Origin of the sequence: Arcicella lustrica (genome assembly GCF_034930985.1) — a bacterium.
GTDB classification, from domain to species: domain Bacteria; phylum Bacteroidota; class Bacteroidia; order Cytophagales; family Spirosomataceae; genus Arcicella; species Arcicella lustrica.
Window position 1 is genome coordinate 232,006 of sequence record NZ_JAYGIM010000011.1, and the last position, 25,069, is coordinate 257,074.

Consider the following 25,069-nt stretch of genomic DNA (forward strand, 5'->3'; position numbering starts at 1 on the left):
CAAGCCTTAAAAACAAAAAAGCAGGTAAAACCTGCTCTTCCAAAATCTTCAAGTCGAACGACAACTCCATAAAAGAAACCACCGAAACCGTCAGCCTATGTTAAGTAAGTTCAAGACTAAGCGTCCCTCATTCCTTCATGGTTTGGCTTGCAGCCACCATGAAGGCTTAGTTATTGTGTGCAGTTTTTTTCTCCCGTTAATTTTTATTACCTATTTGTCAAAAGTAAATTTGCTTGTTTATGCTTGTCAAAATACCTAAATGGTTAGGAAAAAGAGGTAAAATTTTGGCAAGTGTTTCCTCGCTATATACTAATAATTCATTTACGTAATATAGTGGTATTTTGTCTTGAACTAAAACTTCTGAGCATTTAATTCTTTTACCATCTGGGTAATTAGTCCAATAATCATCTTTAATTACTTGCCAATTTAGTTTATTGAAATCATCAATATTTTGATAAAATCTGGTCGTTCTAACTGCGGCATTTCCGTCCGAAAAAGCAACATTGTCGGCAAGTAATATATGTGGATTAACCTTTAATAAAATTAAATTATTTTTGTTTTCACTTTTACACCATCTAAAAAATGTTGAGTTTCTTAAATGTAAAAAAAGCGGTGCAAAGTCATGTATATTTCCGCCCAATGATTTCTCAAAACGATTTCGTAAAGAATTTACAGATTGGTCTGAAATGTCATTTTTTACTAACCCTTCTTTATGTGCAACATTATGGGACAAAATACCTAACTTCAAGATGCTACTGATATTGTCTATATGGCAAACATAAAATAAACCGCCAAAAGGTATTTTACTCAAATGTTGTATATTAAGTTTTTCCCTTTTATCTACTATTTCACGGTTTTCAGAAAATTCAAGAAATACTTCAACTTCTTTTTTTATTTCCGTTAGAACGGATTGATATTTTACAAGCTGTTCAGAATTAAATGAAATAAAGTAATTGTCAATTTTTGAAAAAAGGTGTTTATAGAATTTAATTAATTTAGACAAAACTGAATTATACAGATCGTCAAGCCAAATGATTTCATCAGAACTAAGTTTAAGTGTCAGATGAAAATACGAATTTCCTTTATCAAAAGTTTCGGGGGTTCTTAGATAAAGTGCTTTATGAATTTTATCAATTTTGAAATTTATATGTTTCGTAATCAAGTCATGTGTGAAAATAGAATTATATTTCTTTTCTAAATCGTCAATATTTTTGAAATCATTTTTATCACTAATCAACTGCAAAAAAAGTTCTACATCTGAAAGTTCGGAAAATAGAAGTTTTAAAATACTTATGTAAATATTTTGATTGTATTTTTCAAGGTATTGAAGATTATTACTCATAATACACAATCTTCAGATTTCTATTTGGCATTTCGAGAGTAAAAATTTCTACTTCGTCAAAACTGTCAAAATTTACAGTAAATAAATAATCTGGGTCAAAGCCCTTAAACTTTAACTGATTTGTTGATTTTGAAATTATATATCCATTTTTAGGTGATAGTGCTGGTTCAATACTCACTATAATTTCCTCTTTATCTTTAATGAAACTGATATTTATTGTTCTTCCTACTTCGCTTTCTGATACAAGATGACCGTTTTCGTATCGTTTGTGTTTTGTAGAATAAAAGATTGATGGTGAAGTTTCAATATTATCAATTTGTATTCCATGATTTTTTTGAAAATAATCTCGTAAGAAATCCCACATTCCAGACCAACTTATATTTTGTATAACTGAGGGTTTGGCATGATTTGCTTCTTCACTTCCATAGTTATTGGGAAATAATTCAATACCCGCATAAATGAAGAATGTAGCAATACTTTCGTGTAATCTGAGGTTATCGGAAAATACTAAACCTATTTGGGAAACATCGTGAACTTTTTTTACTTGTTCATTGTGGTTTTTTAGTATGTAAAGACAAGCGTTATTAATTACTTCCGTTTCTATATCGCTGAGAGTTATTTGTCCTCTCCGATTTTGAAGATTGGTTATTGATTTAGTCAAAGTCTGTTTGGCTAACTGAAGATTCATATTTACAACAAGTTGATTTGAATGTTTAAAGTATCTGAACGCATAGCATAATCAAAGCATTTTTGAATTGTAGCTTCTCCAATTCCCTCAAATGTTGCTAATTGTCCCATATTTGAAATGTGGTCATTTTTTAATAGATTTTTGATTTTATTAATCTTCTCGTCCTTTAAAAGAGTTAGTTTTTTCAATTTAGGATTATCATTTGCTAAAAATGCTTTACTAAATATATCAAATAAATCGTCTGGTGCGTCTGCTTCGTACTGATAAATTTCAACAGGTATATCTATGTCTTTTAGATATTTTTCAAGTAAAGAGATGGATTGTTCCTGGGTAAGCCCCCCATTTTGGGCTCCCAAAAGGGGAAAAGCAATAGACGTAATTCCTTTTTCTTTATAAGTTTCTCTAAATTTTTTAAGCCCTTTTTCTAAATACTCAGGTTTAGTTTCGTACTTCCAATGATATTTTGTCGGAAAATTCAATATCCATTTTTGATGTGTTTTATATAAGTATAGTTTCCCAATGTCAAGCAATTTTTTATCACATATTTCTTTGTAACGATTAAACATATCAGGATATCTATACTTACATTCCAATGCAAGACCAGCTCCCATTATTCCAAAGCAATTTACTGTATTCACAATAGTCTGATGGTCTGTCCGAAAGATGTTTCCTTTGATTAGTTTCATATTTTGTGTCAAAATGGTAGGGGCTTCATAAAATGGCACATAACTCGCTAAGATGCGAAAGTATTTGTAATACTTTTTATATTGTTTTGCCAGTTTTTGTAATTCCTAAAGTAGTTGTTTTCTTAGTCATTCCAAATAATTCTCTTATTTTAAATTTAATTGGTCAAACGGGCTAACAATTTTAGAAAGACTTACTTTAAAACATGGGTATAACTATAAATGACAAACAAGCTTTAAAAACAAAAAGAGCAGGCAAAACCTGCTCTTCCAAAATCTTCAAATCGAACGAAAACTCCATAAAAGAAACCTCCGAAGCCGACAGCTCAGGTTAAGTTCAAGACTAAGCGTCCCTCATTCCTTCATCGTTTAGCTTTCAGCCACGAAGAAGGCTTAGTTATTAGCAGAAGTTTTTTAATGTCCTTTTGGTATTATTTTCACAATTACTTTCATTTTTTCACCATTTGAGTTTAAGTCATTTTCTATACCTCTTGGATTTGCAATAAACCCTTCTGGGTCATAGACAAAACAATAAAGTGACTTACAATTTGGGTGATTTTTGTAATTAGCAATGTCAATAATTAACTGTTCACCAAGTTCTTTTGCTTTCAAGGTTTTTCTCGTTTTCTTAACTTCTATTACAATTTCCTCATTCTTTAATAGAAAGTCTGTTCTTTTACTTGAGCCTGCATAACTAGGTATCCATTCTTCTGGTCTTATATCATCGAAATAAATTACAAGTAATGAATGTAAAAGGTCTTGTACATCATATTCATCTGTTATATCAATAGTTTCTCTATTATTATACCTTTGTCTTATTTGCTTTGCAACTAAATGAAATCTTTCACAAATTTGATTTAATAAAAATATATCATCTCGTTTTATGCTACTAATTGTCTTTGTCAGTTTAGCCTTTTTACTCTTCCAAGGAAAATCTTGACCGCAATATTCGCAAATGTCCGGAACTGGAGTCGATTCACCTGAAAGGACGACAATACCTGGAACGTGATAATCTCCCTTAATTTCATTATTACATTGTGGATTTGGGCAATTTATTATTGTCTTTTCACCACATTCAGTACAAAAACTTTTTCTAAATTCTGGACTTGAGTGGTAGTTGTCTGTAATTAAATGCCCATTCAAGCATACTTGCATTGTGTCATAGTGATTCTCGTACCAACTTCCTTTCATAATTTATTTATCATTTTGAGTGTCGTTTAAAATTTCTGGTAATGATGGTATTGAAGCAAGTTTTTAACAATTTGTCCCACGCATTGCGTACAAATCGTAAATATACGAATGTTTACTTTTTTTCTCTAAATCTAAAATAGATGATTGCTACAAATAAACCTATTTTTACTTTGAACTGGCTGTAATATTTAAAACATTCTGTTGTAAGATAGCTTTTGAGTATAAATTTGTACCCTTCTTTTGATGGTGAGGTTTCGATAAGATTAAACTTTTCATCTTTTTCAATTCTTTTGAAACCGAAGGGCTTCTATATTCCCAACCATATTTTCTAAAGACTTGCAAAATCTGTTTTACCTCAAGTTCTGAATTTTCAAATTCTGGGTCAAAAACAAGTATGAACTCAATAGCATAGGGTATTGAAGGGCGGTCTTCCAATATTTTACGATACTCAACATTTTTGCGATGAATATTTAGAAGTTCATTCCTGAAATTTCTATCAACTTCAATTTTTTTTGTTGTAATTTCTGCAAAACTCTTATCAAAGAATATAGCAATTTTACTAACATCCGCTATAGAAAATTCAGATTCCCCATTCTTTACATATTTCAATTTTCGCAGTGATATTTCAAGAATATTAGCAAATTGTTCATATGTAATACCTGAATAACGAAGAAGATTAAAGACGTTATTTTGTAATATTTCTTTACTGTAATTAGCCATGTGGCTAATTTGAACAAGTAAATGATTTCAAAACGTGCAAATATTTGCTTTTTTAGAAATTGTTTTATAAATTTAATTCGTTATTTCTCGTAATCAACGAAAAATAGGTGTCGAACTAAAAGTCTCGTTAGCAAATTCCGACAATTTGAACTAGGACGAGAGAGGTAGATTTGACGCCCAGAATGATATTTTGTCTATTTTTGTAGGCATTGTAGCATCTGGGCTGCTACCCTCAACCGTTCCTGAAGGCGTCGGAACCTTGCTAAGCGGTGGGTAGCTCCCTGTGCTACATTGCTTTTATAGCCTTCTGCAAGAGACTCGTAAAATAGGTGCGAGTTATGAAACATTCCTTTTTTTATCCCAATCATGTTAAGGCTGTGTTATGCCTTGATGTCTGCGCATGCCCTAAACAGCGCTACAAAAACATCATCAAAGCGCCTGTATAAGGTAGCTTTCACTCTTTTGTTTTAATGTTTTAATACATTCATCTTAAAAAAAAACTTATGAACGCAAAAACCTGCGTAAGGGCATTGCTATGCCTTTACTTGAGCATATCTGTATATTATCTAACCGCCCAAGCACTTAAGGTGGGAGACAACATCCCACCTGAGCTTTGGAACTTGTCCCTAAAAGTGGCTAACCACCCACAAGGCAAACAAACCTTGACACTCAGTGACTATAAGCATAAACTAATCATCCTAGACTTCTGGGCTACTTGGTGCGCACCCTGTATTAAATCACTCAGTAAGCTAGATACCCTTCAGCGGAAGTTTGGCTCAGCAATAGTCGTTATACCAATCACCAATGAAACTGCTGGTAAAGTTCTTCCTTTATTCAAGAAGCGAGGCTGGCAGCTACCCAGCGTGCTGGAAGATACCATGGTAAGGCAATACTTTCCTTACTACGGTCTCCCTCACCAAGTATGGATTAGGAATGGGGTATTTTTTGGGGAGTCTGCTTCCTCTGCTTATGCCAATGTCACCAACATTAACCGTGCTTTAAAAGGAGATGTTTTCGTCCTTTCTCATACCACTCCTCCCGTTAGCTTTGATTTTAATCTTCCGCTGTTCTATAACGGCAACGGAGGTACCTTGGAGCATCCCCGAATGAGGTCTGTCTTTTCTAAACGCATTAATGTTGATGTGGGAGGAATCCGCCTAGGTAAAAACAGCATCATGCTTTACAATGCTTATTTTATCACCCTCATCTATGAGATGTACAGTGCCTACATCCCCTTTGTCGGTAGAACCAACCGCTTTGTCTGGGAAGTAGGTGACTCGCTTAAACATGAGTTGCTAGGTACCTACAGAAAAGAAACGGGTATTTACGAGCAAGACAAAGACTACCAGCGATGGCAGAACCAATACATGTATTGCTATGAGTTAAGTCTGGATACTTCACTGAACATCTCCCGCAAAGCACTTCGGAAGTTTATGAGTGATGATGTTAACCGCTATCTAACACTAGAAAAAGGCGTGAAAGCCGTCGTTGAGAAAAGAACAATACCTTGTTATGCTATTGTTCGGCTGGAACATACCTCTACCCTTCCTTCCTTGAATGTTGATACTGCTAATGTTGAATCTACTGAATCTAGTAATACTAAATTGGGTAATGCTGACTTCTTCACCCTCAATAATCAATCCATCAGACGTTTAACCAGCTACGTTAGTGCGGTACTATCAAGCCAACCTTACCCTGTCTTGGATAGGATTCTTGAGGATACTAAGGTCTCCATTCAGCTGGACAAAAGGCATCTTAGCATTCCGACGATTAAAAGAGCCCTCAATAAAATCGGTTTTGATTTGACCCTGACAGCACAGGAAATGGATGTAATCGTTGTAAAATATGCTAATACTTCAAACCCTTAAACCCCTAAACAACATGAGAAAGATCTATTTTTTAAGTATCTTAATGGCATACTGTTCGCCACTATATGCCCAGCTGTTAAAAAGCAGGGTGATTACTGCCTCAGAGGGAATCGAGCTTCCCGGTGCATCCGTAAGACTCATTAAACAAGGGACTGGGACGCTTACAGATAAGAATGGTTTCTTTGAAATCAGTTCTACTCTTCCCAGTGATACGCTTGTAATCAGCAGTATTGGTTTTAAGTCCCTCAAAATACCTCTTGCTGTTTCCCTAAAAGCATTGCCTGCCTCTCTCAGCATGGAGATACAAAACAGTGAACTTCAGGAGGTAATCGTTTCTACGGGATACACTAAAATCAGCAGTGAAAGAGCCACAGGGTCTTTTACCCATCTTAATAATGACCTGATAAACCGAAGTGTCAGTACGGATATTTTGAGCCGTTTAGAGGGAGTAAGTGCTGGTCTGCAATTTTACAGAACCAATATATCTCCTCACGGAAATACCTCAGACTTAAGAGTCAGGGGGCTTAGCACCATTCATGCTTCAAGTGCTCCTTTAATCGTAATCGATAACTTTCCTTATGAGGGTGATATTAATACCATCAATCCCAATGATGTAGAAGACATCACCATCTTGAAAGATGCAGCCGCTACTTCTATCTGGGGTGTTAGGGCTGGCAATGGCGTAATCGTCATTACCACTAAGCAAGGCAAGTACAATAAAAAAACAGCGGTCAGTTTCCAGTCTAACTTTACTTCAGCAGATAAACCTGACCTATTCTACAATCCTGCCTTTTTGAATGCTCAAGACCTGATTGACTTTCAACGCTTACGTTTTCAAAATGGTGGCTTCCAACAAAATAACTGGACGCTGCTCCCTCCTGCTGTTGAACTTCAAATTGCTGGTCAGCAAGGAAGGATTAGTAATGTGGAGATGGAACGACAACTGAAACTTTTGGCCACCAAAGATATCAGAAAAGACATGCTCAAATACTTGTATCAGACTTCTCTCAATCAACAGTATGCGCTGAATATTTCAGGGGGAAATAATGACCTGAAATATGTCACATCGGTTGGATTTGATAAAAACCTTTCCGCAAACGTCGGGTTTAATTCCTCAAGGCTAACACTCAATAATCAACTAAACTATAGATTGGGTAAAAAACTGGAGGTATTTAGTAGCTTGTACTATGCCCTTCAGGATTACAAAAACAATGGACTCCAGCCATCAGCCCTTATTCCTAGAGAAGGTGGGGCATTGCAATCTTATACTTCTTTGATAGATGATAATGGATTGCCAGCAGCCATCCCCTACAAATACCGTCAAACCTACATTGATGCGGCAACCGCTACTGGCTTGTTAAACTGGGCTTTTAAACCCTTGGAGGAAATTAACTTAGCTGATAATACCTCCAACAATAACGAGATAAGAATCAACACTGGCTTGCAATACTCCTTGTTACCTGATTTAGCCCTTGACCTTAAATACCAATTCAGAAGTGCTAGTGGGGAAGTCCGTAGTTATTATGCGCCTGAAACGTACTATGTTAGAGACCTTATTAACCGCTTCACTCAGCCTAATGGCGTTAGTGTCATTCCTCTCGGGGGAATCTTATCGGGTTCAAGGTCTTCTGGCAAGAGTCATTATGGTCGTCTGCAACTTAACTATCATAAATCGCTCCAACAACATCAACTGGATGCCCTAGCAGGGGCTGAAATCAGGGAAGATCAATCAACAGCGGGACCTGGCTATTTATTATACGGCTATGACAATCAGACACTGACTAGTTCACCTTATATCAATTATGAAACCAGCTATCCTTTACGACCGAGGTCTGCCAGCAGAATCCCTAATACCATTGCGGATGTCCAGCATTTCACTGACCGATTTATCTCTTATTTTGCTAATGCCGCCTATACTTTTGATCAAAAGTATACTCTTACACTCAGTAGCAGATGGGATGCTTCCAATATATTTGGGGTAGCCACGAATCAAAAAGGGGTTCCGCTCTGGTCTGTGGGTGGATTATGGAACCTCAAGCAGGAGTACTTGGCCTCAGCCTCAAGTAATACGATTGACGTGCTAAAGCTTAGAGCGACTTACGGGGTTAATGGTAATGTTAATAAGCAGGTAAGTTCCATGCCAAGTATTACTAGCAGTATTGGTACGGTGACCAACTTACCCGCTGCCCAGCTCTTAAGCACAGGGAATCCCTCTTTAAGGTGGGAGAAGGTAACTGTCTGGAATACTGCCCTTGACGTTGCTTGCTTGAATGGCAGCATTCGGGGCAGTTTGGAATACTATCAAAAAGCGGGTAGTAACCTGATTGGCTATGATTATCTAGACCCGACCACTGGAATCTTTTCAATAGGGCTGGGTGGAATCACCAATATTGATAGTCGGATTAATGCTGCCAACATGCTTACCAAGGGAATGGATTTGGAAATCAGTGGGCTCATTAGTAATGGTAAGCTCAAATGGTCTGCTGTATTACTGGCGAGCTGGACTAAAAACAGGATTACCAAGTATAGTGGTACAGAATCACCTGCTATTCAGTCTTTTTTCCCTGTGTCGAATGCTGCAAGGGCTCCAGCCAGAGAAGGTAAGTCTGCTGATGTGCTATATGCCTTGCCTTGGTATGGCTTAAATCCTGCCACAGGGGCAATGCTAGTGTATTCCAATAACGAATTGAATGAGAATTATGCTGCGTACTGGTCGTCATTGCAAACGGCTAGTCTTCAAGAAATGGGGGTAACAGTGCCTCAGCATTTTGGGAGTTTTAGAAATACGCTGACTTGGAAGGGGCTAAGCCTTAGCTTCAATGTTGTTTACAAGGCTGGATACAATTTTAGAAGAAGCAGTATCAATTATACTAACTTAATTAACTATGGGAATGGGCACAAGGATTACTTGTTAAGGTGGAAGGCTCTAGGAGATGAATTACATACTATTGTCCCAGCGCTCACTATGCGAGCAAATACCACAAGAGAGAATATCTATCTTAATAATGAAACGCTTATTGAAAACGGAGCGCATCTTAGGTTGAAAGACATCAATCTTAGTTACAAGTTGTCTGCTCCTCAACTAGGACTCAGCAATGTTTCGGTTTTTATGTATGTAAATAATGTAGGGATTCTGTGGCGTGCCAATAAACAAGGGTTGGATCCAGATTACCCTACCTCAGACTACCCTCCTATCAGAACTTATTCTTTGGGCTTTAAAATTGACCTTTAACTATACTAAAACGCATACAAATATGAAAAGTCTTTATACAATCATCGCTGGCTTACTATGCTTGGTATCGGTTTCCTGCCATACTGATTTTTTGGAGCTTAAACCTGATAGCAGGCTGGCGGTTCCTTCTTCCTTAAAGGATATGGATGCCTTAATGGATAACATGACTGTCATGAATACTACATCTGTGCTCATCATGGGGGAAATTGGCACGGATGATTATTACCTGAATGAGACTGAATGGAATTCTCTGACTAACCCCTATCAAAAAAATGGCTATGTATGGGCTGTCGATATTTATGAAGGGCAGCAGTGTCCGGGGTGGAATAATGCTTATACGAAGGTCTTGTACAGCAATATAGTACTGGAGGGGCTTGGCAAAATACAAGCAAACGACAAGAATATGGAACAGTACAACAGGATTAGGGGGACTGCCTTGTTCTGGAGGGCATGGCAGTTCTTTCAACTGGCTCAGATTTTCTGTGATGATTATGAAAAGGAGACTGCTAGTCAAAAAATGGGGATTCCGATTAGGCTGTCTTCTGACATTAATCAATCTAATGCTAGAGTAAGTATAGAGGCTACTTACCAACAAATAGTCAATGACCTTACTGAGGCTCTGACTTTTCTTCCTGTATTACCCAAAGAAAAGACTCGTCCTTCTAAGCAGGCTACGCTGGCGCTTTTAGCTCGTATCTATTTACAAATGAAGGAGTATGGCCTTGCTAAGCAATATGCTGATCAGTGTCTAGCGATTGCTGACGAATTAATAGATTATAATAAAGTGGACAGCAGGTTAAGTTTCCCTTTTCCTCTTTATTCTTTGGGGAATGTTGAACAGCCTCTGTTTAATGTCATGCTGGAAATTCAGGTTTTCTTTTCCTACTTGAAAGTGAATCCAACCTTGCTGGCTTCTTACGAGGCTAATGACTTAAGATTCCCGGTGTATTTTTTAAAAGCTAACAACGACTATACTTTTAAAGGTTCTTATAATGGTTATGATACGTTTAATCCTTTTCCTGCACTTGATGAGCTAATGCTTATCAGGGCGGAATGTAGTGAGAGGCTGGGGAATCATGAGGATGCCTTGCAGGCGCTTAATACGCTTTTAATCAAGAGATACAAAACAGGTACTTATCAAGCCATGACGGTGGCTAATACCAAGAATATCCTAGCTGAAATCCTGAATCAAAGAAGAAAAAGCTTACTATTCAGAGGGGTAAGGTGGAGTGATTTGAGGCGACTGCGAAAAGAAATAGGTTATACCCTTGTTCGTTCGCTAGGAACTAAAAAATATGCCTTAGCGCCTGAGGATGAAAAACTGTACACTTGGCCAATCCCTGATAATGTGATTAATCTGGGGGGTATTGCTCAAAATGTAAGATAAATATGATACCCGGTGCTTCAATTATAAAAGCACCGATATAGAAGCACCGACCCTTATCTTCTTCAACACCTACAATAATATATCCACTTCCTAAATTTTCAAAATCATTAGCAAATGCTCCAACAGTTCGCATGATAGCAGTTGGATTCCAAATTTTTAAAATGCTAATCGTTCTGACTCTACTGTTTTACCTTGTAGAATAATGGATATATTTAAGGTTATTGATATGGTTTAATAATTTTTAGCAGTATCGGAAAAGTACAAAATATTATGTACTAATATACAGCCGTATAAGCTTATCATCACTGTAAAATTAGAACATATATTCTACATAAAAAGAAAGAATGCTTACTCAGAAAATACCTAAGGCATCAAAGAAATACTTGGAAGTAACAACCAGTAATTGAGAGGAAGATTTTTTATTTTAATTAAATAAGAATAGCGTAAATACTTAGAGAATATAGTTGGTAGTATGTGTAAACCTTGTAGCTACTAAGCTAGAATAAAGGGCTTGGATAATTGTTTTATTAACAGCTAATTTACGTGCTTTATCCCCTAAAATTGAGATGATTGTATGATATTTATACGAATTCGAGCAAAAAGATTCATAATGTAAAATTTATGTCAAAATAGTGTAAGATTAGTATAAGACTATTATCAAATTAGTGTAAACAAGGGAGTTAATGTAAAATTTATGAACAATTAGTATAAAATTAGTGTAAGATTAAGGAATTGAGATAGGAGTATTGATTTAGTAAAGGGTTAAATAATTTTTCACTACTTGAGTAGTGAAGCAAGATGGAGATTATGTATACATAAACTGCCGTGCAAGCACTTTTGCAGAAAAAATAATTTTACACATCAAGCTAGAAAATCAAAACCTATGGAAGTAAAGAAACCAAAACAATCAGGACGATTTAGATTAGAAGACGCCTTAGCAGGTGTTATTCCATCGAAACTCTCCCAGACATAATTTGAAGAGATTAAACATAAAGAGAAGGCTTAAAAATATCAAGAGCAGCCTACATTTGTTAGATAATACTCTAGTGGAAGGTTCAAAATCTGTTTACAAAAGAAGAGCAACCTCCCCAAAAACAATTGATTCGTATTATTAATAACCTTAATCAACGCTTAAAACTTACTCATATTCATGGATAGAAAAAATGAAGAGACAAGTAAATCTACAGTTAGGAAGTATTGATTAAATCTTAGATAAGTACAATCGTGATAGTAGTAGTCAGCGAAAAGGAAAATCATTTGAAGGGAGATTAAAAAATAAAGGGGCTGTCAATAAATGCACTGAAATCATTAGTTTTCTGATAATTCGGAGTAGGAGATAGAGTAGGTCTAGGTCGCAATAGCTAGCAGGACAAGGAAAATCATTTGAAAGTCAGGTGCTTGAAGAAGGAAATATTGTTTTCAACTTGCCTGAGATAAATAGCTTTGCGCTGTATCGGTATACATTGAAATAACAAGTATATTTCAATGAAATATATCTTTAGCTCTAAAAAAGAAACAATTCCTATGTTCAAAAAACTCGCTTTATTAGGCCTTATTTGGGCTTTGCGTTTACCCATAGCTTTCTCGCAACCTACAGAGAAGTTTGTAAAAGTTTTAGTGGCTGCCGACCATGCCGATTGGACCTATAAGTTAGGAGAAAAAGTAAAATTTACCATTGCTGTTTTTAAAAACGGGAATTTGGTAAAAGATGCAAAAGTAAGGTATGAAATAGGACCCGAAAAGCAAGAACCTTCTAAGAAAGAAGCCATTAGTTTAGCCACAGGCTCACAAATTATCGATGGAGGAACGATGACAACCTCAGGCTTTCTACGTTGTGTTGCTATTGCAGAAATTGATGGAAAAGAATACAGAAATCTAAGTACAGCCGCTTTTGAACCCTTGACTATCAGTCCAACCGTTGAAAATCCTGCTGATTTTGATACTTTCTGGCGAGAAGCGAAAGATGAACTAGCGAAAATTCCGATAGATGCTAAAATGACATTGTTACCAGAACGATGTACAGAAAAAGTAAATGTATATCATGTTAATCTTCAAAACTTCAAAATAGGGGCAAGACTTTACGGGATATTGTGTGTTCCTAAAAAAGAAGGAAAATATCCTGCTTTGTTGCAAGTGCCTGGGGCAGGTGTCCGTCCTTATGGAGGTGATATTAATAATGCAGAAAAGGGAATCATTACTTTTCAAATAGGGATTCATGGTATTCCTGTAACGATGGATCCATCTGTTTATACCGATTTAGGTGCTGGTATTTTGAATGGTTATCCTAATTATAACCTTGACGACAAAAATCGTTTTTTCTATAAAAGGGTTTATTTGGGTTGTGTAAGAGCCAACGATTTTTTAACGAGTCTTCCACAATATGATGGTTCAAACTTAGCAGTTACAGGCGGTAGTCAAGGGGGAGCTTTATCCATCGTAACGGCAGCATTAGATAGCAGAGTAAAATGGCTAGGAGCATTTTATCCAGCCTTGGCAGATGTAACAGGTTATTTAAAAGGCAGAGCTGGGGGCTGGCCACACTATTTTGATAAATGGAGTAGAGCCTATAATGAAACTAAAGAAAAGATAGCGACAGTCGGGTATTATGATGTAGTGAATTTTGCACGCAGGGTAAAAGTGCCTGGGATGTATTCATGGGGATTTAATGATGAAACCTGTCCGCCTACATCTATGTATGCAGCCTACAATGTAATTACTGCACCCAAAGAGTTATTCTTAGCCCTTGATACTGGTCACTGGACTTATCCAGAACAGGGAGAAAAAATGAATAATTGGTTACAGGAAAAGCTAAAAGGAAAGTAAAATATAACTTCTAGGATTTTCAATAGTGTGATGAAGTCAGTATTCTCTCATAATACTGACTTCCATACATTCATGTTTAATAAAGTAAAAACTTTTATGAATACCTTCATCGTTTGCTGATAGTATGTTATTTGGTGCTTAATGTGGTTGCTGTAGATGCTCAGAACATGGAGACATCTAAGCATAACATCATGCCTGAGTTGAAAATATCATTCATAAAAAAGGGAGTATTAAGACCTAGGAGTACACAGGAAATTGCCTCTTCAAATTGGATTATTGGCTGTGAAACCCTTGATCGAGATATGGCTGACTATGATCAATACAAGACATATATCGCTCCTTTGGGTATCAAACGATTAAGAATGCAAGCTGGTTGGGCGAAAACCGAAAAAGTAAAAGGTAAATATGATTGGCAATGGCTAGATAAAATTATTGACGATGCCCACCAACAGGGATTTCAACCGTGGTTAGAGACATCATATGGTAACCCAATATATCAAGGTGGCGGTGGCATTAATTTAAGTGCAGGAATACCTACTTCGCCTGAAGCACTAGAAGCATGGGACAAATGGGTTGAAGCCTTGGTTATACGTTATAAAGGAAAAGTAAGCGACTGGGAAATTTGGAATGAGCCAAATTTTGGAGATAATGAAATCAACCTTCCTGAGAAAGTAGCCGAATTGAATATTAGAACGGCAGAGATTATCAAAAAGCATCAGCCCAAGGCTAAAATATCAGGCTTGGCAATGGGGCATATTGATTTAAAATATGCTGATTTATTTTTCAAAACAATCTATGAAAAAGGGAAGATGAGTCTTTTTGATAATATGACTTACCATGATTATGTCTATAATCCTGACGCTAATTATGCTCATGTAGCAGCCTTGAAACAGATTTTAGATAAATATGCCCCAACTATAAAATTGCGTCAAGGCGAAAATGGCGCTCCTTCGTCAAGTGGATATGGACGTGGGGCATTGGGAGACTATGATTGGACTGAAGTTTCACAAGCCAAATGGAATGTACGTAGAATGTTAGGAGATTTAGGACATGATATAGAATCGAGCATTCTTGGTATTGTCGAGATGAATTACGGAGTAATGAACGGGCCTATTAATAAAAAGAATGTGAAAGGTATTTTAGAAGCAGATTCTCTAAACAGGGTTATTCGTCCTAAAATAGCCTATTATGCGATGCAAAATGTTGCTTCTGTTTTTGATAATACCCTCCAACGAATTAAAAATATAGAACCTACTCATAATGTCGAAACTCCATTAAAAGCAGATGAAGTAAAGTATAATAAGGAAACCGACAGGAGTTTGGCAGTATATGGCTACGAACATACGCAATCTAAAAAGCAAGTATTTACCATTTGGTTGGATGAAGCTATTCCAACTAATACCAATTTGACAAAAAATGTAAATTTCACTATCCTCAATGGTAATTTTGACAAACCTGTTTATGTAGATATTCTTACAGGATTGGTTTATGAAATACCTGATAATCAATGGAAAAAGGTAGGAGCCAAATACATTTTTAATGATATTCCAGTGTATGATGCTCCGATATTGATTGCCGATAAATCCTTGATTAGCCTTAAAAAATAGTTTATTGATTAGAACCTTTTATGAATGATAGATTCTAATCATCTTCCAGTTTGTCTTCTATACTCCATCGGATTTTGTTTGAATTGCTTTCGAAATAGGCGATTGAAATTAGACAGATTTTTAAATCCACATTCATAGCAAATTTCAAGGATAGACTTATTGGTTTCTTGCAAGAGTGTACAACTTTCAGCGAGGCGCATTTCGATGACAAAACTCAAAAAAGTTTTTTGTGTACGAGATTTAAAATACCTACAAAAAGCTGATTCTGAAAGATTACTTATCCCAGCAACTTCTGTAATAGAGATGTCATCTTTAAAATGTAACAAAGCATATTCCAATACTTTATTCATTTTTAAGCTATCATTGATATTGATACCACTAATGGTATTTACCGAAATAGGCTGTAATTCTTGTCCATTTGAAAGGATAGCAAAGATTTCGATAAGCTTACTAAGTCGCCCGACATTCCCTAGGTTAAGCATCTCTATCATGATTTGCTTGATTTTTTCCTTAGCTCCTCCCAACACAAGCAAACCATTCATTGATAATAGCAATACCTTTTTCATGTTTGTCATTTCAGGACTATTAAAAAAGTCACTTCCCAAAAAATCTTCTGAAAATTGAATTACTATTGAGCACGGTTTTATAGGATTGTCCTCCTGATAAAAAGAATCGTCAGCCTTGAATAAATGAGGTACGTTTTTACCAATAAATGCCACTTCTCCTTCTTGATAAGAAGAGAAATTATCTCCAATAAATTTCTTTCCAAAGCCTTTTTCGCAATAAACCAGTTCATACTCTTTATGAAAATGCCAAGGCGTTTCAAAGTTTGGCGACTCATAACGGCCAATAATAAACGAACTTCCTGTGGCTAAAGGAAGCTTTTGGAAGACTGCATGCTTAGATATTTTCAAATGGGTCAAAATAGTATCGGTAAAAGTTATTTTATGGTGGCAATATAATATTATTCATTGTTTTTTTGTGTATTAATTTATGTTAATAACCTAAAACGGTATTATCCTACTTATTAAGTATGAAAAAAAATGTATTAAATAGGCGTAATTTTTTAGCTTTTATACCCGCTATTTCCATAGCATCAACGGCTTTGGCAAAGCGTAGCTATCATCATTTACCTATCTCCTGTAACAGCTATAATTGGATTACTTTCTATAATAGAGCTCATAAAAAATGGGGTGATACTCTAGAACAAAATTTTTCTGAGTTTGTCAAAACAGGCATAAAAGCGTATGAGCCAAATATTGAAAGTCCAGCAATGGCTCAACAATTAATTCCTGTACTTAATAAATATGGTATCGCATTGCCTTCTATTTATGTCAATAGTGTTTTACATGAAAAAGAGGCAATCAAAACCTCTATCAATGCGATAATAGCCATTGCAGATGTAGTTAAAAACTATGGAACAAAAATTATTGTAACCAACCCAAGTCCGATAAAATGGGGTTCAAACGAATTGAAAAATGATACACAGTTGAACCTTCAAGCACAGGCGATGGAAACATTGGGCAAAGAACTGAGACAAAGAGGTTTAACATTGGCTTATCACACCCATGACGTCGAGCTAAAAGCAGGTGCAAGAGAATTTCATCATATACTGCTAAATACCACTCCTCAAAATGTTTCTTTTTGTTTTGATGTACACTGGGTTTACAGAGGTTCCGACAACTCAGAAGTAGCCGTATTTGATGTATTGAAGCTATATGGAAAAAGAATAGCTGAGTTGCATGTTCGGCAATCGATTGGGGGTGTATGGGCAGAAACATTTACCGCTCAAGGTGATATAGATTATACCAGATTAGCCAAAGAACTCACGAAAATGAATATCCATCCACACATTGTGATAGAACAATGTTTAGAACCCAACTCGCCCAATACTATGGATGTCGTCAGTGCTCATATTAAAGGACTTTCGGCTGTTAAAGAAACATTCTTAGGATAGGGTTTAACATTATTCAATTTAGAAAACCTTTTATTTAACAAAATGGAAAATTCAAGAAGAAAATTTTTAAAGAACATGGGTGGCTCAGTAGCCGCAATATCCATTGGCACTACTGGTGTAAATGCTCATGAAGAAGTGCTACACAGAAAACAGATTCCTACTACTAAAATTAGTGCTAATGATAAAATCAGAATTGGATTAATTGGTGCGGGGATTATTGGACATTACGATACGGATGCCGCTCTTAAAGTTGATGGAGTAGAATTACTAGCTGTTTGTGATTTATACACTGGTCGTTTAGATAGAGCCAAGGAAAAATGGGGTAATGGCATTTTCACCACCAAAGATTACAGAGAAATATTAGCCAGAAAAGATATAGATGCCGTATTGATTTGTACACCAGACCATTGGCACCAAAAAATGGCGATTGATGCCATGAATGCAGGTAAACATGTATACTGTGAAAAGCCAATGATTCAGAAAATAGAAGATGGGCATGCTATTATTGAAACTCAAAAGAAAACAGGGAAGGTCTTTTTAGTCGGGAGTCAACGAGCAAGTAGTTTAGCTGTTCTAGAAGCCAAAAAACACTTTGAAAAAGGAGTAATTGGCGAGTTGAGTTATGTAGAGGCCTATTGTGATAGAACCGATGCCAAAGGAGCGTGGCAATATTCTATACCAACAGATGCTTCGCCAGAAACCATTGATTTTGATAAATTTCTAGGCAATGCCCCTAAGGTTCCTTTCAGTGCAGAGCGTTTTTTCAGATGGCGAAATTTTAAAGATTATGGTACTGGCTCTGCTGGCGATTTAGTGGTTCATTTACTGACAGGCTTACACACCATCACAGGTTCGATAGGTCCAAATAAGATATTTGCATTAGGAGAAGTAAACTATTGGAAAGATGGAAGAGATGCCTATGATTTAATCAACTCATTTATGGCTTATCCTCAAACGCCCACATTATCTTCTTTTCAATTATACACCCGTATTAATTTGGCAAGTGGTGAAGGGAAAAATGGTTTTGGCATAAAACTCATTGGAACAGAAGGTTCAATAGAAGTTGGTTGGAACGACTTTAAAGTTAGAACATTGAAAAGAAGTGCAGCCCCTGGTTTCGGAGGGTATGATTCTTTCGATAGTTTTTCAGCTCAACAAAAAGAAGACTATAAAAAATGGTACAAAGAAAAATATGGCAATACCATGGGAGGTTTTGACATGGGAAAAACCATAGAATTTACAGCACCTGCTAATTATGATGACAGAGTAGACCATATGATTTGCTTTTTTAATGGAATACGCTCGAATACACCTGTTTTGGAGGATGCCACTTTTGGACTAAGAACAGCGGGGCCATCTATCGCTTGTAATATTAGTGCTGAAAAAAACAAAGCATTGAATTGGGATGCCGAGAAAATGAAATTATCTTAAATAACTATTTAGCTCATGAAAATTGCCATGTTGGGGTCGGGTTTTATCGCTCGCTTTTATGCTACTTCACTGCATGCCCAAAGAAGAAAAGACTTTATTTATACGGTGTATTCTCGTAATATCGACAAAGCAAAACGCTTTGCAGAAGATTATCATTTACAGCATTTTACTGATAATATGGAAGAAGCCATCAACCATCCAGAAGTAGATGTTGTGCTAATTTCATTGCCTAATCATTTGCATGAAATAGCGGTAAGTGCCTGTGCTAAAGCTAAAAAACATGTATTATGTACCAAACCTTTAGGCAGAACAGCAGCCGAAGCTGAACGAATGTTACATTTAGTAGAAGACGCAGGTATTTTTGCAGGTTATCTTGAAGATTTATGCTATACGCCCAAATTCTTAAAATCAGTAGCTAGCATACAACAAGGTAGTATTGGTAGAGTACTCTGGACAAAATCAAGGGAAGCACACCCTGGTCCACATAGTGATTGGTTCTGGGACAAAGAAAAATCTGGTGGCGGAGCTATCATCGATTTAGCTTGTCACTGTGTAGAAATCAGTCGAAATTTTATTGGGAAAGATATAAAACCCATTGAAGTAATGTGTTGGGCTGATACTCAGGTACACCCAATTGAAGCGGAAGACCATGCTATTGGGTTAGTGAAATTTGAAAACGGAGCGATTGGTCAGTTTGAAGTAAGCTGGACTTTCAGAGGGGGCATGGATTTACGAGACGAGGTAGTCGGTACAGAAGGTTCTATTTGGCTCAATAGTTTTTTACGCACAGGTTTTGAAGTTTTTAGTACAGGCAAAGGAGCAGGTTATGTTGCTGAAAAAGCCGAAGTAAATAATGGTTGGTTATTTCCTGTAGGTGACGAAGCTCACGAGTTGGGATACCCAAATATGTTTACCGATATGTTTGATGCCATTGAAAACCATCGAGAACCTCAGGAAACATTTTATGATGGATATGTAGTAAATGCCATTTTAGATGCGGCTTTTGTCTCTGCAAAAAGCAAACAATGGGAAACTGTGCAACTACCTATCTGGAGAGGATTGACTGGACAAACGAAACCTTCTGTTTACAAAGAATATGATAATGACCATTGGTTGGTAAAAGAAGAACTGCTTCCTAATGGAGATAAAAAAGTGATTCTAAAGAAAAAAACGACGGGCGATATTGTAGAAGTATCAACATTGGTTTAAATGGTAGTCAACTATTGGTTTCGCCTTTGCGGTACAAAACAGGCGAAACACCCATTTGTTGTTTGAATAATCTTGAAAAATAAAAAGGGTCATCGATACCAATTGCTGAGGCTACTTCATTGATACGCAAAGCAGTGAAATGAAGTAATTGACAAGCTTTCTGAATCCTTAAATGATTGAAATACTCAATGGGTGCATAGCCAGTATCTTCTTTGAATTTTTTAGAGAAAAAGGAGATAGAAAGATGTGCCGATTGAGCAATCTCTTCAAGAGTAAGCGTATTAGCAAGATTTTCTTGCATAAACTTGATGGCTTTATCGGTAGAACTAATTACGGGGTGAGTGTCATTTACTCGCTGAAAATGTTCTGTCGTAATAAAAGTAGATAAATAATAAGATAGCGAAAGGTTGGCAAACAGCAAATTATTAGCACTATAACCTTTTAATAATGTATTTGAAATCTGTTTGAATAATTGATTACGCTCATTGGAAAAACCAACTTGAACGCTTTCGACACTATCATTCATAATAGCCTTTACAACATCATTGACATTATTTCCGTCGAGATGAAACCAATAAATTGTCCAAGGATTCTGAGCATCAGCCACATAAGAATGAGGTACATTTTTAGGAATAACAAATATTTCTCCAGCCGAAATACTGATTATTTTGTTCTGAATCTGAATCCGTCCTTTTCCATGCGTACAGTAAATCAAAATGACTTTTGAAATACCGAGCGGACGTTGGTAGTAATGGTGTAGCGCTTTGGGATAAAATCCCATACGGGTAATATAAAGGGAATGAATTAAGGGCAATGCTCTACTTTTATTAATTGCTAGGGTAGGAATTTCTATAATTAATTCTCCCTCAAAGCCTCTACTTTTTTGCATAAATATATTGTATTATTCAATTTTTATAAAAGTAAAATAATCCATGTAATTAATAAAATTGTTTAGTTATTATTTCTTTGAAAAAACGAATTTTGTATCAATAAAATATAAAAAATATTACATACAAAAATACAAAATGGATTTAAGTAAATACAGCTTTCAGCGAATCAAAAACACTTATTGTGTTCATTACGACGTACTTAAAAATACTATCTTGATAGTAATTATACTATTTAATGTTTTGAGCACAAGCTTTGTAAAAGCACAACAATCTTATGCAAAGTGGACTACTGATGAATTGGTATTAAACAATGGATTTGTCCAGAGAAATATAAAATTACCTGTATTATCAGGCAGTTTTGGGACTACTACTTATAAACCCGTAGTAGGAGAGTTCAAGTACTTTGAAAAGGTTAATCCAGAATTTCAATTTGAGGTTAATGACAAAGTTTATGCAGGAACAAATAATTGGACTTTAACAGGTATCCAAAAAATTACAGATACTAAGCAAGGCGATGGAGTGGCAGTCAAGTTATTAAGTGAAGATAAACAAATTGAACTTACCATTAAATATCTGTTGTACCCTAACTTACCTGTGATTCGTAAAAATTTGGTCATTAAGAATTTATCAAACAAAAGCGTTTCTTTAGAATCTGTAGATGTTGAGAAGTTTAATATTACAGGATATTTTGCCACAACCTTTAGTTGGATTTGCCATGATTATGGAAGAAGACGTTCTATTGGTCCTTATGATGGAAATATGCAAGATGCATTGCTGACAGTACATAATAGCGATTGGCAACAGGGGGTGGTCATTGGTAATGAAGCTGCTGGTGTAATTAAACATACATCTGTCTTTTGGCAAGAACCTACTATTTGTAGTGGTTTAACCCATAAAGATGCTCAGTTTCCTTTCAGAAAATACCTTCAGCAAGGCGAAAGCTTTGAGTCACCACAAGTTTTTACGATGGTTTATAATAATCATAAAGACCCCGACGAGATACTTAATACGGCTGTACCAGACTTTGTGCGAAAACATTTAGGCACACGTCTCTCTGAATTATCACAAAAACCAACTTTTGTGTATAATACATGGATACCTTTTCGCAAAGATATTAATGAAAAATTGGTCATGGAATTAGCAAAGGCGGCCGCAGATGCTAGTATGAAAGAGTTTGTAATAGACGATGGCTGGAATGATAACTATGGAGATTGGATTATTGATAAGAAGAAATTTCCTAATGGTTTAAAACCTGTGTTCGATTATATCAAATCGTTAGGGATGAAACCCGGTTTATGGGTAAGTGTCGGTAGTGCTTCACCAGATAGCAAAGTGTATCAAGAGCATCCAGAATGGTTTGTATTAGATGAAAATCAACAGCCTGCCAATTTGCATGAGAATGATTTAAAAATGCGAACGGCTTGCTTTAGTACAGGTTGGTACGATTATATTAAAAATGTTTTGATGAAATTGTCTTTAGAATATGGACTAGAATATTTAAAACTCGACTTTACGGTTGTTACAAGTCCTTACAGATTTGGTCATAAAAATACAGGCTGTTACGCTACCAATCATGCTAATCATAAAGATCAACACGAGTCATTTTATGTAAACTATGAACGTGTATGGAAGCTTTTTGACGAATTGCATGCGACCAAGCCAACCCTATTTATCGACTGTACCTTTGAAACCATGGGTGGTTTACAATTGATAGATTATGCCATGCTGAAACATGCAGAAGGAAATTGGCTATCTAATTTTTACGGTCCGCCTCAAGAAAATGTCGATTTAAGAGTAAGAAATATGGCATGGTGGCGTTCGCCTGCTATTCCAGCAACAGCATTAGTTATTGGAAACCCTGAGATGCAAGATACAGGTTGGGAAATGCACATAAAATCGCTTGCAGGTGCTTTGCCTATCATGTTGGGTGACCCAAGAAAACTATCAGCTCCAGATTTTAAGAAGTATAGAACCTATGCAGATTGGTTGCAATTAATGGAAAACAAACATCAAATCATGAGCTACAGGCAAGATTTAGCAGGTTTGGGTGAGCCTAAAGAAGGACAATGGGATGGATTTCAGCGCATTAATACAGAAACAAAATCTGGAGGAATAATAGGCATATTTAAGCATGGAAGTTTGGAAAGTGAAAGACAAATATTCATCACATCCTTACAGCCTGACAAAACCTACCTTGTCAAACAAGCAATTTCTGGCAAGAAAATCATTCAGATGACAGGGAGCCAATTATCGTCTATTGGATTTAAAGTAAAAATCAATGAAAAATATAACGGAGAACTATTTGAAGTAATTAAGCAATAAAGGAACATTAAAAAAATAAGAACATGGGAAAACAATCATTAACAGCTGCTCAGATAGAGCAATACAATCAAGATGGATACTTGATTCTAAAAGGTTTCTTTAACCAAGAGGAAGTTTCAAAATTATACCAAATTGCAATAGACGATAGTATCATGAGTAAAAATGCTATTAATGTAAACGATAGCTCGGGTAAAAGAAGTAAGCTTTCGTTGTGGTATAAGCCTGGCGACGATGTGTATGGATTACTAACTAGAAGCCAAAGTTTAGTTAGTACAGTAGATAAATTACTTGATGGAGACGCATCGGTTTGTCATTTTCATTCTAAGTTGATGCAAAAAGAGCCACGAGTAGGCGGGGCTTGGGAATGGCACCAAGACTATGGTTATTGGTATAAAAATGAGTTTTTATTGCCCGACCAAATGATGTCGGTAATGGTTGCTATTACAGATGCAAATCAAGAAAATGGTTGTTTACAAGTTATCAAAGGCTCGCATAAAATGGGGAGAGTAGAACATGGTTTTTCGGGTGAGCAAGTAGGTGCATCACAGAGATATGTGGATTTAGCCCTAAAAACGATGGAATTAATCTATGTGGAGTTACAAGGAGGAGATGTGTTGCTTTTCCATAGCAATCTTTTACACCGCTCAGAAGCTAACCTTTCTGATAAACCTCGTTGGTCGATGATTTCTTGCTACAATCGTGCTTCTAATATTCCTTATAACGATTCGGCTTCTTCTAATTCTAGTATTACACCGATTGATATTGTGCCAGATGAAGCATTGCTAACTTGGAAAACTTCAGGATTAAGAGAAGACGAAGCTGAATTTTTAGTAAAAGAAGCAGATGTTGCTTTGAAGTAAATATAATACTAAATTAATGGCAGTAACTTGTAAACTCTAACTCATGAATATTAAATTTTATGCTCCTCAGTGGGGCAATTTGCTTCCTTTTGAAACTTTTTGTCAAAATGTAAAGACAGCAGGATACGATGGTGTAGAAATGGCTTTACCTTTTGACGAAAAAGAAAAAGCTGAAATACTGGCTACCTTAAATGATTTTGATCTTGAGCTTATCGGTCAATATTGGCAATCTCATGAAAAAGATTTAGGCGAACATGCTGATAACTATGAAAAGTATTTGAGAAACCTTATTTCGGCTAAGCCTATTTTCATTAATTGTCAAACTGGAAAAGACTACTTTACTTTTGAACAAAACAAGCAGTTATTTGAGCTAGCCAGTAGGATTTCTGAGGAAACAGGCATTAAAATTATTCATGAAACTCATCGAGGCAAAAGTCTTTTTGCTGCCCACATTACGCAGGAATATCTAAATCAAATCCCAGCTTTGCGGATTTGTTTAGATATTTCTCATTGGTGCAACGTTCACGAGTCATTATTAGCTGATCAGCAGGACGCTGTAACTAAGGCAATTGCTCATGCTAATCATATTCATAGTAGAGTCGGCCACCCAGAAGGGCCACAGGTAAATGACCCACGTGCTCCAGAATGGGAAGAAGTACTACAAACACATTTATCTTGGTGGGACAAAGTTGTAGCAACGCATCGACAACAAGGTACACAGCTGACTGTCACTACAGAATTTGGCCCAGCTACTTACATGCCCGTATTGCCTTATACTCAAATGCCTGTAGCTAACCAATGGGAGATTAATGTATTTATGATGAATTTATTGAAAAAGAGATATAATGCTTAATTGAGG

The 25,069-nt window shown here is 36.2% G+C and carries 19 protein-coding genes; 11 read left to right on the forward strand and 8 right to left on the reverse strand.

Annotated elements, in window-relative coordinates; all coding sequences use genetic code 11:
• Positions 1 to 217 precede the first annotated feature (217 nt).
• From VB798_RS15390 to VB798_RS15410, 5 genes are all read right to left on the reverse strand, one after another.
• Positions 218 to 1,342, reverse strand: coding sequence for a DUF4433 domain-containing protein (locus VB798_RS15390; RefSeq protein ID WP_323259866.1), 1,125 nt, complete (start codon positions 1,340 to 1,342; stop codon positions 218 to 220).
• Complete coding sequence (locus VB798_RS15395; RefSeq protein WP_323259868.1) at positions 1,335 to 2,030, reverse strand: hypothetical protein; 696 nt, start codon at positions 2,028 to 2,030, stop codon at positions 1,335 to 1,337. The genes VB798_RS15390 and VB798_RS15395 overlap by 8 nt, the downstream gene beginning before the upstream one ends.
• Before the next feature lie 2 nt (positions 2,031 to 2,032).
• A complete protein-coding gene (locus VB798_RS15400) occupies positions 2,033 to 2,716 on the reverse strand; it encodes a macro domain-containing protein (protein WP_323259869.1) in 684 nt (227 codons plus the stop codon).
• A 411-nt stretch (positions 2,717 to 3,127) separates the two neighbouring features.
• The gene (locus VB798_RS15405; RefSeq protein ID WP_323259871.1) at positions 3,128 to 3,904 is read right to left on the reverse strand and encodes a DUF2321 domain-containing protein; all 777 of its coding nucleotides are present in this window, start codon (positions 3,902 to 3,904) and stop codon (positions 3,128 to 3,130) included.
• A gap of 165 nt (positions 3,905 to 4,069) precedes the next feature.
• A complete protein-coding gene (locus VB798_RS15410) occupies positions 4,070 to 4,624 on the reverse strand; it encodes a helix-turn-helix transcriptional regulator (RefSeq protein ID WP_323259873.1) in 555 nt (184 codons plus the stop codon).
• 503 nt (positions 4,625 to 5,127) lie between these two features.
• On the opposite strand from VB798_RS15410, the gene VB798_RS15415 reads away from it, so the two are divergent.
• Genes VB798_RS15415 through VB798_RS15425 form a run of 3 tightly spaced genes read left to right on the forward strand, consistent with a single transcriptional unit; the run spans position 5,128 to position 11,111 of the window.
• Positions 5,128 to 6,492: a TlpA family protein disulfide reductase gene (locus VB798_RS15415; protein WP_323259875.1), complete on the forward strand. Its 1,365-nt coding sequence runs from the start codon at positions 5,128 to 5,130 to the stop codon at positions 6,490 to 6,492.
• A 13-nt stretch (positions 6,493 to 6,505) separates the two neighbouring features.
• Positions 6,506 to 9,724 (forward strand): SusC/RagA family TonB-linked outer membrane protein, encoded by a 3,219-nt coding sequence (locus VB798_RS15420; RefSeq protein WP_323259877.1) that lies wholly within the window; start codon positions 6,506 to 6,508, stop codon positions 9,722 to 9,724.
• A gap of 22 nt (positions 9,725 to 9,746) precedes the next feature.
• Positions 9,747 to 11,111 carry a RagB/SusD family nutrient uptake outer membrane protein gene (locus VB798_RS15425; RefSeq protein ID WP_323259879.1) on the forward strand — a complete coding sequence of 455 codons (1,365 nt, stop codon included), beginning with the start codon at positions 9,747 to 9,749 and terminating at the stop codon, positions 11,109 to 11,111.
• Here VB798_RS15425 and VB798_RS15430 read toward each other — a convergent pair.
• The gene (locus tag VB798_RS15430) at positions 11,077 to 11,244 is read right to left on the reverse strand and encodes a hypothetical protein (protein ID WP_323259881.1); all 168 of its coding nucleotides are present in this window, start codon (positions 11,242 to 11,244) and stop codon (positions 11,077 to 11,079) included. The two genes, VB798_RS15425 and VB798_RS15430, sit on opposite strands and share 35 nt — an antisense overlap.
• A 1,391-nt stretch (positions 11,245 to 12,635) precedes the next feature.
• Between VB798_RS15430 and VB798_RS15435 the strand changes: the two genes are divergently transcribed.
• Positions 12,636 to 13,934 (forward strand): acetylxylan esterase, encoded by a 1,299-nt coding sequence (locus tag VB798_RS15435; RefSeq protein ID WP_323259883.1) that lies wholly within the window; start codon positions 12,636 to 12,638, stop codon positions 13,932 to 13,934.
• A gap of 167 nt (positions 13,935 to 14,101) precedes the next feature.
• The gene (locus VB798_RS15440) at positions 14,102 to 15,541 is read left to right on the forward strand and encodes a GH39 family glycosyl hydrolase (RefSeq protein ID WP_323259885.1); all 1,440 of its coding nucleotides are present in this window, start codon (positions 14,102 to 14,104) and stop codon (positions 15,539 to 15,541) included.
• Between the two features lie 38 nt (positions 15,542 to 15,579).
• On the opposite strand, the gene VB798_RS15445 is transcribed toward VB798_RS15440, so the two are convergent.
• Positions 15,580 to 16,455, reverse strand: coding sequence for an AraC family transcriptional regulator (locus VB798_RS15445; protein WP_323259887.1), 876 nt, complete (start codon positions 16,453 to 16,455; stop codon positions 15,580 to 15,582).
• A 119-nt stretch (positions 16,456 to 16,574) separates the two neighbouring features.
• On the opposite strand from VB798_RS15445, the gene VB798_RS15450 reads away from it, so the two are divergent.
• The 3 genes from VB798_RS15450 to VB798_RS15460 are packed head-to-tail and all read left to right on the forward strand — an operon-like array spanning position 16,575 to position 20,138.
• Positions 16,575 to 17,498 (forward strand): sugar phosphate isomerase/epimerase family protein, encoded by a 924-nt coding sequence (locus VB798_RS15450; RefSeq protein ID WP_323259889.1) that lies wholly within the window; start codon positions 16,575 to 16,577, stop codon positions 17,496 to 17,498.
• A gap of 42 nt (positions 17,499 to 17,540) precedes the next feature.
• Positions 17,541 to 18,929 carry a Gfo/Idh/MocA family protein gene (locus VB798_RS15455; RefSeq protein ID WP_323259890.1) on the forward strand — a complete coding sequence of 463 codons (1,389 nt, stop codon included), beginning with the start codon at positions 17,541 to 17,543 and terminating at the stop codon, positions 18,927 to 18,929.
• A gap of 15 nt (positions 18,930 to 18,944) precedes the next feature.
• Positions 18,945 to 20,138: a Gfo/Idh/MocA family protein gene (locus VB798_RS15460; protein WP_323259892.1), complete on the forward strand. Its 1,194-nt coding sequence runs from the start codon at positions 18,945 to 18,947 to the stop codon at positions 20,136 to 20,138.
• A 7-nt stretch (positions 20,139 to 20,145) separates the two neighbouring features.
• On the opposite strand, the gene VB798_RS15465 is transcribed toward VB798_RS15460, so the two are convergent.
• The gene (locus tag VB798_RS15465; RefSeq protein WP_323259894.1) at positions 20,146 to 21,027 is read right to left on the reverse strand and encodes an AraC family transcriptional regulator; all 882 of its coding nucleotides are present in this window, start codon (positions 21,025 to 21,027) and stop codon (positions 20,146 to 20,148) included.
• 241 nt (positions 21,028 to 21,268) lie between these two features.
• Between VB798_RS15465 and VB798_RS15470 the strand changes: the two genes are divergently transcribed.
• From VB798_RS15470 to VB798_RS15480, 3 genes are read left to right on the forward strand one after another with little or no spacing between them, the layout of a single operon-like run.
• Complete coding sequence (locus tag VB798_RS15470; RefSeq protein WP_323259895.1) at positions 21,269 to 23,350, forward strand: glycoside hydrolase family 36 protein; 2,082 nt, start codon at positions 21,269 to 21,271, stop codon at positions 23,348 to 23,350.
• A 23-nt stretch (positions 23,351 to 23,373) separates the two neighbouring features.
• Complete coding sequence (locus VB798_RS15475) at positions 23,374 to 24,210, forward strand: phytanoyl-CoA dioxygenase family protein (protein ID WP_323259897.1); 837 nt, start codon at positions 23,374 to 23,376, stop codon at positions 24,208 to 24,210.
• Between the two features lie 43 nt (positions 24,211 to 24,253).
• A complete protein-coding gene (locus VB798_RS15480) occupies positions 24,254 to 25,063 on the forward strand; it encodes a sugar phosphate isomerase/epimerase family protein (RefSeq protein WP_323259899.1) in 810 nt (269 codons plus the stop codon).
• Positions 25,064 to 25,069: the final 6 nt, after the last annotated feature.

Coding starts and splice junctions, on each gene's coding strand:
- VB798_RS15465 (WP_323259894.1), bottom strand. CDS start 21,027: ATGCAAAAAAGTAGAGGCTTTGAGGGAGAATTAATTATAGAAATTCCT.
- VB798_RS15405 (WP_323259871.1), bottom strand. CDS start 3,904: ATGAAAGGAAGTTGGTACGAGAATCACTATGACACAATGCAAGTATGC.
- VB798_RS15410 (WP_323259873.1), bottom strand. CDS start 4,624: ATGGCTAATTACAGTAAAGAAATATTACAAAATAACGTCTTTAATCTT.
- VB798_RS15415 (WP_323259875.1), top strand. CDS start 5,128: ATGAACGCAAAAACCTGCGTAAGGGCATTGCTATGCCTTTACTTGAGC.
- VB798_RS15435 (WP_323259883.1), top strand. CDS start 12,636: ATGTTCAAAAAACTCGCTTTATTAGGCCTTATTTGGGCTTTGCGTTTA.
- VB798_RS15395 (WP_323259868.1), bottom strand. CDS start 2,030: ATGAATCTTCAGTTAGCCAAACAGACTTTGACTAAATCAATAACCAAT.
- VB798_RS15480 (WP_323259899.1), top strand. CDS start 24,254: ATGAATATTAAATTTTATGCTCCTCAGTGGGGCAATTTGCTTCCTTTT.
- VB798_RS15425 (WP_323259879.1), top strand. CDS start 9,747: ATGAAAAGTCTTTATACAATCATCGCTGGCTTACTATGCTTGGTATCG.
- VB798_RS15430 (WP_323259881.1), bottom strand. CDS start 11,244: ATGCGAACTGTTGGAGCATTTGCTAATGATTTTGAAAATTTAGGAAGT.
- VB798_RS15475 (WP_323259897.1), top strand. CDS start 23,374: ATGGGAAAACAATCATTAACAGCTGCTCAGATAGAGCAATACAATCAA.
- VB798_RS15420 (WP_323259877.1), top strand. CDS start 6,506: ATGAGAAAGATCTATTTTTTAAGTATCTTAATGGCATACTGTTCGCCA.
- VB798_RS15390 (WP_323259866.1), bottom strand. CDS start 1,342: ATGAGTAATAATCTTCAATACCTTGAAAAATACAATCAAAATATTTAC.
- VB798_RS15460 (WP_323259892.1), top strand. CDS start 18,945: ATGAAAATTGCCATGTTGGGGTCGGGTTTTATCGCTCGCTTTTATGCT.
- VB798_RS15440 (WP_323259885.1), top strand. CDS start 14,102: ATGGAGACATCTAAGCATAACATCATGCCTGAGTTGAAAATATCATTC.
- VB798_RS15450 (WP_323259889.1), top strand. CDS start 16,575: ATGAAAAAAAATGTATTAAATAGGCGTAATTTTTTAGCTTTTATACCC.
- VB798_RS15455 (WP_323259890.1), top strand. CDS start 17,541: ATGGAAAATTCAAGAAGAAAATTTTTAAAGAACATGGGTGGCTCAGTA.
- VB798_RS15400 (WP_323259869.1), bottom strand. CDS start 2,716: ATGAAACTAATCAAAGGAAACATCTTTCGGACAGACCATCAGACTATT.